The 10,796-nt window shown below is 73.0% G+C and carries 10 protein-coding genes and 1 pseudogene; 6 read left to right on the forward strand and 5 right to left on the reverse strand.

What is annotated here, in order from left to right; genetic code table 11:
* The coding region (locus B9S61_RS04350; RefSeq protein WP_258039544.1) for a methyltransferase at positions 1–427 on the reverse strand (427 nt) is incomplete at its 3' end.
* A gap of 366 nt (positions 428–793) precedes the next feature.
* Here B9S61_RS04350 and B9S61_RS04355 point away from each other — a divergent pair.
* The 4 genes and pseudogenes from B9S61_RS04355 (at position 794) to B9S61_RS04370 (ending at position 4,266) form a co-directional block, all read left to right on the forward strand.
* Positions 794–1,399, forward strand: a complete 606-nt coding sequence (locus tag B9S61_RS04355) for a sulfite oxidase-like oxidoreductase (RefSeq protein WP_103541006.1) — start codon at positions 794–796, stop codon at positions 1,397–1,399.
* Positions 1,400–1,481: 82 nt separating this feature from the next.
* Positions 1,482–2,201, forward strand: a complete 720-nt coding sequence (locus B9S61_RS04360) for a ferredoxin reductase (RefSeq protein WP_103541007.1) — start codon at positions 1,482–1,484, stop codon at positions 2,199–2,201.
* Positions 2,202–2,355: 154 nt separating this feature from the next.
* The gene (locus B9S61_RS04365; RefSeq protein WP_103541008.1) at positions 2,356–3,324 is read left to right on the forward strand and encodes an acetylxylan esterase; all 969 of its coding nucleotides are present in this window, start codon (positions 2,356–2,358) and stop codon (positions 3,322–3,324) included.
* A gap of 197 nt (positions 3,325–3,521) precedes the next feature.
* A pseudogene (locus B9S61_RS04370) lies at positions 3,522–4,266 on the forward strand (GntR family transcriptional regulator).
* A gap of 133 nt (positions 4,267–4,399) precedes the next feature.
* Here the strand turns inward: B9S61_RS04370 and B9S61_RS04375 are convergent.
* A complete protein-coding gene (locus tag B9S61_RS04375) occupies positions 4,400–5,161 on the reverse strand; it encodes a class I SAM-dependent methyltransferase (protein WP_103541009.1) in 762 nt (253 codons plus the stop codon).
* A 321-nt stretch (positions 5,162–5,482) separates the two neighbouring features.
* Between B9S61_RS04375 and rho the strand changes: the two genes are divergently transcribed.
* Positions 5,483–6,622, forward strand: a complete 1,140-nt coding sequence (gene rho / locus B9S61_RS04380; RefSeq protein WP_103541010.1) for a transcription termination factor Rho — start codon at positions 5,483–5,485, stop codon at positions 6,620–6,622.
* 91 nt (positions 6,623–6,713) lie between these two features.
* Entirely contained in the window at positions 6,714–7,874 is a 1,161-nt protein-coding gene (locus B9S61_RS04385; RefSeq protein WP_103541011.1) for a D-alanyl-D-alanine carboxypeptidase family protein, read from the forward strand.
* 16 nt (positions 7,875–7,890) lie between these two features.
* Here the strand turns inward: B9S61_RS04385 and B9S61_RS04390 are convergent, their stop codons facing one another.
* From B9S61_RS04390 to B9S61_RS04400, 3 genes are all read right to left on the reverse strand, one after another.
* Complete coding sequence (locus tag B9S61_RS04390) at positions 7,891–8,814, reverse strand: glutaminase (RefSeq protein WP_103541012.1); 924 nt, start codon at positions 8,812–8,814, stop codon at positions 7,891–7,893.
* A gap of 182 nt (positions 8,815–8,996) precedes the next feature.
* Positions 8,997–10,007: an asparaginase gene (locus tag B9S61_RS04395; RefSeq protein WP_103541013.1), complete on the reverse strand. Its 1,011-nt coding sequence runs from the start codon at positions 10,005–10,007 to the stop codon at positions 8,997–8,999.
* A complete protein-coding gene (locus B9S61_RS04400) occupies positions 10,007–10,675 on the reverse strand; it encodes a FadR/GntR family transcriptional regulator (protein WP_103541014.1) in 669 nt (222 codons plus the stop codon). Before B9S61_RS04400 ends, B9S61_RS04395 begins: the two co-directional genes overlap by 1 nt.
* Positions 10,676–10,796: the final 121 nt, after the last annotated feature.

Consider the following 10,796-nt stretch of genomic DNA (forward strand, 5'->3'; position numbering starts at 1 on the left):
CCCTCCCGCCGAGAGCCGTGACATTGCCGCGTGCACAGCGCACGGCGGCCGGATCGATGTCGGCGGCGTGCAGTTCGGCCCCGGGGAGCCCCGCCGCCAGGGCCGCGCCGACGGCACCGGAGCCGCAGCACAGGTCCACGACGACGGCCGCGCCGGGCGCCTGCGCGAGAGCCTGTTCGACGAGGAACTCGGTACGCCTCCGGGGCACGAAGACACCGGGTTCCACGGCGATGCGCCGACCGCGGAACTCCGCCCAGCCGACGACGAGTTCAAGGGGCAGTCCGGCTGCCCGGCGCTCGACCATCGGGGCGATGTCCCGGGGGGCCGGCGCGGCGGCGAGGATCAGCTCGGCCTCGTCCTCGGCGAAGACGCACCCGGCGGCGCGGAGGGCCGCGACGACGGAGTCCCTGGAGGGCGGGACGGACACGGGCGGAGGCGGAGAAAGGGGTGAGGGGGACCGGTACGGCGAGTTCGGCACGAGCCTGGAGCCTTTCGGGAACCGAAGGGCGCCCTCACGGTCACCTGCTGTGGGTGAACCGCGTCGCTTCGAGGTGAGAGCACCCGATCTGACGAACGGTGATCGGTCCCACCTCCCCCGGCATCCACGGCTGGGTCGGTCCACAGCCCGGGCGGCCACATTACCCGACGAACTCCGCGGTCGTACGGTGCCGGCAGGACGCGATCCGGATCGGCGGGGGCGACACCGCGGCCTGGCCGCGCGGTGGTCGCGGCCACCGCGTACCGTTGAACACGGAAACACTTGAGCACCAGCCGTAACGGAATCACCGATCACGTGAACATCACCCGAGGCTTCACCGGCCGCCCCCGTGTGGACGATCCCGGACTGCCGCCCGGACAGTACGACGCGGGCGACGAATGGCCGGTCCTGTCCGCCGAAGTCACCCCCGACCTCGCGCCGGCCGACTGGACCTTCCGGATCGACGGTCTGGTGGCCGATCCCCGTACCTGGGACTGGGAACAGGCGCACGCGCTGCCGGCGTCGGCGTACGAGGGTGCCATCCACTGTGTGACGAGCTGGTCGAAGTTCGGGGTGCGGTTCGGCGGCGTCTCCCTGGACGCGTTCCTTGACGTGGTGCGGCCCCGTGGGTCGGCCACCCATGTGGTCGCCTATGCGCACACCGGTTACACCACCAGCCTGCCGCTGAGCGATGTGACCGGCGGCCGGGCCTGGATCGCCTGGGAGTACGACGGTCGTCCGCTGCCCGCCGAGCACGGCGGGCCGGCGCGGCTGCTGGTCCCGCATCTGTACTTCTGGAAGAGCGCCAAGTGGATCGCCGGGCTGCGGCTCCTGGACCACGACGAGCCCGGCTTCTGGGAGGGCAACGGCTACCACCCCCGGGGCAATCCCTGGGAGGAACAGCGGTACTCCGGTGACTGAGCGGACGACGCCGACGAGAACACCCGGGAACGGTACGCGGCGGAACGCACCGGAACCGTTCGCCCCGCCCACCCGGTTCGCCGTGCCCGGGCGCATCGGGGTGAGCGCACGGACCGCCTCCGTGTGGCGGACGGCCACACTGACCGAGATCCGCCGCGAGACCCCCCGCGTGTCGACCTTCCGGTTCGCGGTGCCCGACTGGCCGGGGCATGTCCCCGGGCAGCATCTGGTGCTGCGGCTGGTCGCCGAGGACGGCTATGCGGCGCAGCGCCACTACTCGATCGCCTCCGCGCCGGACGACTCCGGACACGTCGAGCTGACCCTGGACCATGTCGAGGACGGCGAGGTCTCGGGCTGGTTCCACACGGTGGCGCGCCCCGGTGACCGCATCGAGGTGCGCGGCCCGCTCAGCGGCTTCTTCGCCTGGCCGGGCGACCGGCCCGCGCTGCTGGTGGGGGCCGGCTCCGGTGTGGTCCCGCTGATGTCGATGCTGCGGCACCACCGGGCGCGGGGCCTGACCGTGCCGCTGCGGCTGCTGGTGTCCGTGCGCCGCCCCGGGGAACTGATCTACGCGCGCGAGTTCGGCGCGGAGACCACTCCGGTGTTCACCCGGAGCGCGCCGGAAGGTGTGGCTGTGGGACGTATGACGGCCGCACATGTGGCACCGATCATGGCGGAGCGGCCTTCGGGTGGGTGGGAGGCCTATGTGTGCGGCTCCAACTCCTTCGCCGAGCACGCCTCCCGGCTGCTGGTGGCGGCCGGCCAGCCCGTGGAGCGCATCCGGATCGAGCGCTTCGGCTGAGCCCGCGACCACCGGGACCGGCCACCCGGCCCTTACCGGTAATCGCTTTCTATGCCCTTCACCTGCTGCTTCTCCTGAACCCTCTGGCGACTTCCAGGATGATCCACGTACGGTGTCATCGCTTCGCACTGTCTCTCCACGAAGGCGGTCCCTGATGGCCCTGTTCGACCTCCCCCTCGGCAGACTGCGTGAGTACCGCAGCACGTCCACGGAGCCCGAGGACTTCGACGCGTTCTGGTCCAGGACGCTCGACGAGGCACGCGAACACGATCTGAACGCACGTTTCGAGCCGGTCGACACGGGACTGTCCACCGTACAGGTGTTCGACGTGACATTCGCGGGGTTCGGCGGCCATCCGGTCAAGGGCTGGCTGACCCTGCCCGCCGGCACCGACGCACCCCTGCCGCTGGTGGTGGAGTTCATCGGGTACGGCGGGGGGCGCGGACTGCCCCACGAGCACCTGCTGTGGGCGTCCACGGGCCGGGCCCACTTCGTGATGGACACGCGCGGACAGGGCAGCGCCTGGGGCGCCGGCGGCGGCACCGCCGACCCGGTCGGCGGTGCTCCGGCCTACCCCGGGTTCATGACCCGCGGCATCGACGCGCCCGCGAACTACTACTACCGCCGGGTGTTCACCGACGCCGTGCGCGCGGTGGAGGCGGCGCGGTCGCACCCCCTGACCGACGCGAGCCGCACCGTGGCCGCCGGCGCCAGCCAGGGCGGGGGCATCGCCCTCGCGGTGGGCGGCCTCGTTCCGGACCTGGCGGGCATCGCGCCGGACGTGCCGTTCCTGTGCGACTTCCCGCGCGCGACGACACTCACCGACCGGCAGCCCTACCGGGAGATCGGCCTCTACCTCAAGACGCACCGGGGCCGCTTCGACGACGTCCTGCGCACCCTGTCCTACTTCGACGCCGTGCACTTCGCCGCCCGCGGCCGGGCACCGGCGCTCTTCTCGGCGGCCCTGGAGGACCAGACCTGCCCGCCCTCGACGGTGTTCGGGGCGTACAACGCGTGGGCGCACGAGGACAAGGCCATCGAGGTGTACGACTTCAACGACCACGAGGGCGGCGGACCGTTCCACGAGGCTGCCAAGCTGCGCTGGATGCGCTGGTACATCTGACGGCCGGCTCCGGGCTCCGGCGCGGCACCGGCGGGATGCGGCGGTTCCGGCGGGATGCGGTGGCTCCGGCGACCGGAGGACCGTAGGGTTCCGGCCGATCTGGCGGGAGGCTCTTCCCTGGTGGTGTAGACCGATGCTAGATGTGATGGCGCAACGAGCCCGCACCGCTACGGAACGTCACCAACAGGAGGCGCGGCATGGCCCGCACCACCCCGCACGACCACCCGCTCACCGAAGGGGAACCCCTCTACCGGAGGATCGCGACGCAGCTGCTCGGCGAGCTGCACGACGGGACCATTCCGCCCGGTGAACGCCTCCCCGGAGAACGGCAGTTGGCCGAAACACTTCGGAGTCAGCCGGGAGACCGTACGACAGGCGCTGCAACTGCTGCGCCGTGACGGACTGGTCGCCACCGACCGGCGGGGCAGCCATGCCGCGCTGCCCGGCCTGCCGATGGAGACGCCGGCCTGCTCCGGCTTCCCCCTCGGCGCGGGCTGCGCCGCCCGGGGCACGGTGGCCAGGGCCGGTGTCGCGTGGGAGATCCCGCCGCCCGGTCACGCCGAGGCGCTGGGTGTGGCGCCCGCCCGGCCGACGCTCGTGCACCACTACTGGTCGGCGTCGGCCGACGGGCGCGAATCCCGCACGGCGGTGACATCGTTTTCCCCCGTGGCCCTCGCGGAGGTCGGGGAACTGTCCCGCTACCGCGACCGGGCCGACGGCACGGGAGCCGCGGAGCTGCGGCGGGCCTACGACTGGATGCGCCGGGCGGGCCTTTCCCTGCACCACCGCGACACGATCACACGCCTCGCGGGGACATCGTCGGTCCGGGTCACCCGGCGGGTGCACGACCGGTTCGCCCGTCCGCTGGAGATCACCGAACTGGTGACGGACGCTCAGCAGGACGTCCTGGTCTATGAATTCACCGTCCCTGCCGCGGTCTGAGACTCCACCCGCTCCCCCGCCGCCGCGGGAAACCGCGCCTCCCCGAAAGGGGGGTGCCCGCAGGGCGGCACGGGTGGAGCGGGAGCCGCGCGAGGCACAGCCGGCCGGGTGCCCCGGCGGAGGTGTGGCCCCGTCACGTCCCCGCCCGCGCGGCAACCACCAGCCCGAACTCGGGCAGTGGCCAGAACTCCACCCGGAACCCGGCCCACGTCAGCTCACGCCACATCTCCCCGAAGCGGAAAGCCCGGTAGTACATGACGAACGGCGGACGCCACAGCGCGTTCCGCACCCGCATCACCGTGTCGAACCCCAGCAGCATCCCGTACATCGGCGAGCCGGGCCGGGGCGGCGCGACCACGGGGAAGACGAACCGGCCACCGGGCCGCAGCACCGAGTGGACCTGTGCGAACAGTCCCGGCCGCTCCCGCGGCAGGAAATGCCCGAACGCCCCGAAGCTGACCACGAGGTCGAAGACCGGTCCGAACGGCAGAACCCGCGCGTCCGCGCGCACCCAGCCGACCGGCGGCCCGGAGGAGTCCGGCCCCCCGCGCGTCCCGAAGGCCCCGGACTGTCCGGACGGCCCGGACCGCCCGGACGGCACAGTCCGCTCCCGCGCGGCCTCCAGCATCCCCGCACTGAAGTCGACGCCCGTGACGCTCGCCTCGCACACCTGCCTCAGCACACCGACACCCGCCCCGGTGCCGCAGCACAGATCGAGCCCGGCGCCGAACGGCCCGGCCCGCCGCAGCGCCGACGCCGTCGCCTCGAGCACCGAGTCCGGCGTACGGAACGGGGTGTGGTCGAACTTCGGCGCGAGGAGGTCGTAACCGCGCTCCACGGACGACAGGGACTGGACGACGAGTTCACGCAGGCGAGGGCCTTCGGGGTCGAACATCGGATCAGCCTAGAGGAGTGCCCGGCTCACGGCGGCCTTCCACACCGCCGAACCCGGTGGTATGGTTCAGACAGCATCTCTTGTACGCCCCTGTCCGGGCGTCGGTGCCAGTTCTCCTTCGAGTCACTCCTCGGTTCGCCGCCCCGCCCGTCGTCCGCGACCGGCTCATCGGCTTTCCCGCATCACCTCGTCGGCAGGGTCTCTCCCGCCATGGCCGGGGTGCTGTTCCCACCGCCGGGTGCGCATCCGCCCTCCTCGCGCGGTTTCTCCCTTCCTCTCACATGTGCCTGCCTGCCCGTTGTCCACGAAAGGACCGGCTCCATGACCGCCATCACACTCGATCACCCTCCCGTACAGCAGCAGCCTCAGATCGTCACCGGTGTCCTCGACGTCGACGCGGCCGGCAAGGGGCGTCTGCGCGCCGCGAACCTGCTGGCCACCCCCGCCGACCCGCCGGTCTCCCCCGCCCTGATGCGCCGCCACGGGCTGCGCGGGGGCGACCGGCTGGAGGGCGTGCGCGACGGCCGGCGCGGCCTCACCGAGGTGACCCGGGTCGACGGCCGTGCGCCCGGCGCGTCGCGCGGCCGACGGCACTTCCGGGACCTGACACCGCTTCACCCCGGGGAGCGGCTGCGCCTGGAGCACCCGGCGTCCGGATTGGCCGGGCGGATCGCCGACCTGTTCACGCCGGTCGGCAAGGGGCAGCGCGGGCTGCTCGTCGCCCCGCCCAGGACCGGCAAGACCGTCCTCGTCCAGCAGCTGGCGGCGGCGGTCGCCGGGAACCACCCGGAGTGCCGGCTGATGGTGCTGCTGCTCGACGAACGGCCCGAGGAGGTCACCGACATGCGGCGCTCCGTGCGCGGCGAGGTGTACGCCTCCACCTTCGACCGTCCGGCCGGGGACCACATCGCGCTCGCCGAGCTGGTGCTGGAACGGGCCAAGCGGCTCGTCGAGGCCGGTGAGGACGTCGTCGTGCTGCTCGACTCGCTGACCCGGCTGTGCCGGGCGTACAACAACGCGGCCCCGTCCGGTGGCCGCACCCTCAGCGGCGGCGTCGACGCGTCCGCCCTGTTCGGGCCCAAGCGGTTCTTCGGCGCCGCCCGCCGGGCCGAGGAGGGCGGCTCGCTCACGATCCTCGCCTCCGCCCTCGTGGAGACCGGCTCCCGCGCGGACGAGTTCTACTTCGAGGAGCTCAAGAGCACCGGCAACATGGAGCTGCGGCTGAGCCGCGAGGCGGCCGCCCGACGGCTGTTCCCTGCCGTCGACCTCACCGCCTCGGGCACCCGTCGTGAGGAACTGCTGCTCAGTCCGGCCGAGTTGACCGCCGCGGCCGGACTGCGGCGTGTGCTGGGGTCCCGGGACGGACTGGCCGGTCTGGAGACGCTGCTCGGGCGGATCCGCGAGACTCCCGACAACGCGACGTTCCTGCGGCGGATCCGGCCGACCCTGCCCGGCGGCTGACGGCACGTCGACCTGTGGCATCCGGGTACTCGGGGACGGTCTCCGGCCGGGGCAGCACGCTGTTCCGGAGGTCCATTCCTACTTTTGCGGTATGCCTATCGGATTTGCTTCACGGGTGACCGTGCCGACCTGCGCACTCTGCACCGCGGGCCTGCTGGCGCTGGCGCCCGCCGCGGCCCTCACCGGTACGGGCCCGGAACCGGGTCCGCGGGCGACGGCCGCCGCCACGTCGCCGCTGTACCGGCCCGGCACGCATGTCCGCCCGCGTCGTGGGGCACCCGAGGTCCCGGATCTGTCCGCCCGCTCGTGGCTGATCGCCGACGCCGGCACCGGCGATGTGCTGGCGGCACACGACGCGCACCGCAGGCTGCCGCCCGCCAGCACCCTCAAGACGCTGTTCGCCCTCACCGTGCTGCCCGCCCTGCCGGCCGGCATCCGGCACCGGGTCGGGCAGAAGGAGCTGGCCGACATCGGGCCCGGCAGCAGCCTGGTCGGAGTCGCGGAGAACCGGACGTACCGGGTGGCCGACCTGTGGAACGGGGTCTTCCTCAGCTCCGGCAACGACGCCGTGCACGTGCTGGCCGGACTGACCGGAGGCTGGCGGGCCACGGCCGAGCGGATGCAGGCCAAGGCCCGCGCGCTCGGCGCCCGTGACACCCGGGTCAAGTCGCCCGACGGCTACGACGCACCCGGTCAGGTGTCGTCCGCGTTCGACCTGGCGGTGTTCGGCCGGGCCGGGCTGCGCAACGCCGAGTTCGCGCGCTACTGCGCCCGGGAGGAGGCCCGGTTCCCGGGCCGCGACGGCGGCTCGTACGGAATCGTGAACACGAACCGGCTGCTCACCGGCGCGGACGGCGTCGAACCGTACCGGGGCCTGATCGGGATCAAGAACGGCTACACCAGCAACGCCGGGAACACGCTCGTGGCCGCCGCGCGCCGCGACGGGCGCACCCTCGTGGCGACGGTCATGAACCCCCGGTCGGACGACGGGCACGCCGTCTACGAGGAGGCACGCTCGCTCCTGGACTGGGGTTTCGAGGCGGGCGGGCGGGTCGACCCGGTGGGCTCACTGGACGCTCTGCGCGCCGGACCGCTGCGGGGTCCGGAGGCGGAGGCGGCGGTGCCGGTGGCCCGGAAGGAGGACGGGTCCGGGCGGCCGGTGTCCTGGACGATCGCCGGTGCCGCCCTGCTGGGCGGGGCGGGGACGGCGCTGTTCCTGCGGCTCAGGTGGGGCCCGGTGCCGACGGACTGACCGGCGGCGGGCCGGCTCAGAACACGGAGAGGCCGGTGAGTGTCGTGAACCGCTCCAGGGCGGCGACGCCGGCCACCGAGTTCCCCCGCTCGTCCAGGCCGGGGCCCCACACGCACAAGGTGCAGCGGCCCGGGACGACCGCGATGATCCCTCCGCCGACACCGCTCTTGCCAGGCAGTCCGACCCGGTAGGCGAATTCCCCGGCCGCGTCGTACGTACCGCAGGTCAGCATCACGGCGTTGACCTGTTTGGCCTGGCTGCGGCTGAGCAGCCGGGTGCCGTCGGCACGGATGCCGTGCCGGGCGAGGAAGCCGGTCGCCAGGGCGAGGTCCGCGCAGGAAGCGGCGACGGAGCACTGCCGGAAATACTGGTCGAGCAGGACCGGGACGGGGTTGTCGATGTTGCCGTAGGACGCCATGAAATGGGCGAGGGCCGCGTTCCGGTTGCCGTGGGCCTCCTCGGAGGCGGCGACCTCCACGTCGAAGGCGAGGCCGGGGTTGCCGCTCTCCGCCCGCAGGAACGCGAGCAGTTCGCCGGCCGCGTCACCGGTACGGGTGTGCAGCCGGTCGGTGACGACGAGGGCACCCGCGTTGATGAACGGGTTGCGCGGAATGCCGTCCTCGTACTCCAGCTGGACCAGGGAGTTGAAGGGATTGCCGGAGGGTTCGCGGCCCACGTGCTCCCAGAGGGCGTCACCCTCGCGCGCCAGGTCCAGGGCCAGGGTGAACACCTTGGTGATGGACTGCACGGAGAAGGGCCGGCGCCAGTCCCCCACCCCGTACACCGAACCGTCCGGTTCGGCGACGGCCATACCGAAGCTCCTGGGATCACAGGCCGCGAGCGCCGGAATGTACCCGGCGGGGCGGCCCCGGCCGGGGGTCCGCTCGACCTCCTCGGCGATACGCTCCAGAACCGGCTCGAAGGTCGTCGACGCTGCCATGATCCCATTCTCCCGCATGCCCTCCGCGCCTTCCCGTCGCCGACCGCTTCCCGGGCCTCCTCCCTGTGAGGCCGGCCCAGGGCACCCCCGAAGGGGCGCGGGCAACTGCGCTACCAGCCGTCGACGGCCCCCACGGGCGAACAAGACCTCTGCCTCCACGACAACGCCGGCAGCGGGCGGGCTCACGCGGGGACGGTCTCCGGACCGAGCGCCGGCACCCGCCGCACCTCGCCGACCGGCAGCCCGCCGCCGAGCAGCACCTCTCCCGCGAACTCCGCGAGCAGCGCCGTGTCCACCCCGGCAAGCGCCAGCGCCGCCGCGGCCACCGGGACCCGTGCCCGGGAAGCCCCGTCGGCGATCTTCACGGCGACGGCGCGGCCGTCGGGCAGAGCGGCGACCTGCACGCCCTCGAAGCCGTCCTTGGCGAGGAGTCCGGGGACCGCACGCATCAGTGCGGCCACGTCGCGGCCGGAACCGGAGGCCATCTCGGCGTGCTCGCGCACCGCGCCGGCGACGCGGGCCTCGGGGGTACCGGGCGCGGCGGTGGTGAGCCGGGCGGCGGCGACGGCGAGACCGCGCAGCGAGACCGAGAACAGGGGCGCGCCGCAGCCGTCCACGGTGACCGTGGCGACACGCTGCCCGGTGAGGTCCTCGACGATCTCGGCGATCGCCTGCTGGAGGGGGTGGGCGGGGTCGAGGTAGTCGTCGAGGGACCAGCCGTTGAGTCTGGCCGTGTACAGCATGGCGGCGTGCTTGCCGGAGCAGTTCTGCGCGAGCCGGGACGGCGGGCGGCCCTCGCGCACCCAGGTGTCCCGCACGACCGGGTCGAACGGCAGGTCGGGGACGTTGCGGAGGTCGTCCTCGGTCAGTCCGGCCAGTTCGAGGATGCGCCGGGTGCCGGCCAGATGGCGTTCCTCGCCGGAGTGGCTGGCCGCGGCGAGCGACAGCAGTGCGCCCTCGAGGGGGAGTCCGGCGCGGACCATGGCCACGGCCTGGACGGGCTTGAGCGCGGACCGTGGACAGCAGGCCGCCTCGACGTCGCCGAGCCCGAACCGGATCCCGCCGTCGTCGTCGAGGACCACGACGGAGCCGTAGTGGACGCCTTCGACGACCCCACCGCGTATCAGGTGGGCGACGGGGGCGTGGAAGGGCTCGCGGATGGGGGGCGGGTCCGCGGGGAAGCTGCTGTACATCACACTGCCTGGGGTCGGTCGTGGGGCGGCGCGGAGCGCACGATGTCGGTGAGGGTGGTCTCGACGCGGTCGAGATGGTGGGTCATGGCGTCGACGGCGCCGGGCTGGCGGCCGTCGGTCAGCGCATCGAGGATCGCCCGGTGCTCGCGGTCGGACTGCTCGCGGCGGTCACCGAGTTCGTTGAGGAACGCGGACTGGCGGGCCAGTGCGTCCCGGATCTCCTCGATGACACGGCGGAACACCGGGTTCTGGGCGGCCTCGGCGACGGCGAGGTGGAAGAGCGTGTCCATGGCCACCCACGCGGTGGTGTCCGTCTCCCGTTCCATCCGGTCCAGGAGATGCTCCAGACGGTCCAGGTTCTCCGGGGTGCGTCGCCGGGCCGCGTACCCGGCGACGGGGATCTCGATGTGCCGGCGCACCTCCATCAGGTCGCCGGCCGTGTAGTCGCCGAAGGTGGGGTCCTGCACGGCGTCGGCCACGACGAAGGTGCCGCTGCCGGTCCTGGAGACGGTCAGGCCCATCGTCTGCAGGGCCCGCAGGGACTCGCGCAGCACGGGCCGGGAGACCTCGAGGGTGCGGCACAGCTCCGCCTCGGAGGGCAGCTTGTCGCCGATGGCGTACTCACCGCGTTCGATGGCGCCGCGAAGGTGGCTGAGCACCGCTTCCATCGCGCTGACGCGCCGCAGCCCCGCACCACCTGTCTGGCTGTCTGACAGATTCACGAGCCGATGGTGCGCGGGCGGCACGGGCGCTGTCAAGCCGGGGCCGATGCCGTCCGCATCCGCGCCG

Source organism: Streptomyces sp. SM1, from assembly GCF_002910825.1.
Lineage (GTDB): Bacteria > Actinomycetota > Actinomycetes > Streptomycetales > Streptomycetaceae > Streptomyces > Streptomyces okerensis.

Coding starts and splice junctions, on each gene's coding strand:
- B9S61_RS04365 (WP_103541008.1), top strand. CDS start 2,356: ATGGCCCTGTTCGACCTCCCCCTCGGCAGACTGCGTGAGTACCGCAGC.
- B9S61_RS04395 (WP_103541013.1), bottom strand. CDS start 10,007: ATGTACAGCAGCTTCCCCGCGGACCCGCCCCCCATCCGCGAGCCCTTC.
- rho (WP_103541010.1), top strand. CDS start 5,483: ATGACCGCCATCACACTCGATCACCCTCCCGTACAGCAGCAGCCTCAG.
- B9S61_RS04385 (WP_103541011.1), top strand. CDS start 6,714: ATGCCTATCGGATTTGCTTCACGGGTGACCGTGCCGACCTGCGCACTC.
- B9S61_RS04400 (WP_103541014.1), bottom strand. CDS start 10,675: ATGGAAGCGGTGCTCAGCCACCTTCGCGGCGCCATCGAACGCGGTGAG.
- B9S61_RS04390 (WP_103541012.1), bottom strand. CDS start 8,814: ATGGCAGCGTCGACGACCTTCGAGCCGGTTCTGGAGCGTATCGCCGAG.
- B9S61_RS04375 (WP_103541009.1), bottom strand. CDS start 5,161: ATGTTCGACCCCGAAGGCCCTCGCCTGCGTGAACTCGTCGTCCAGTCC.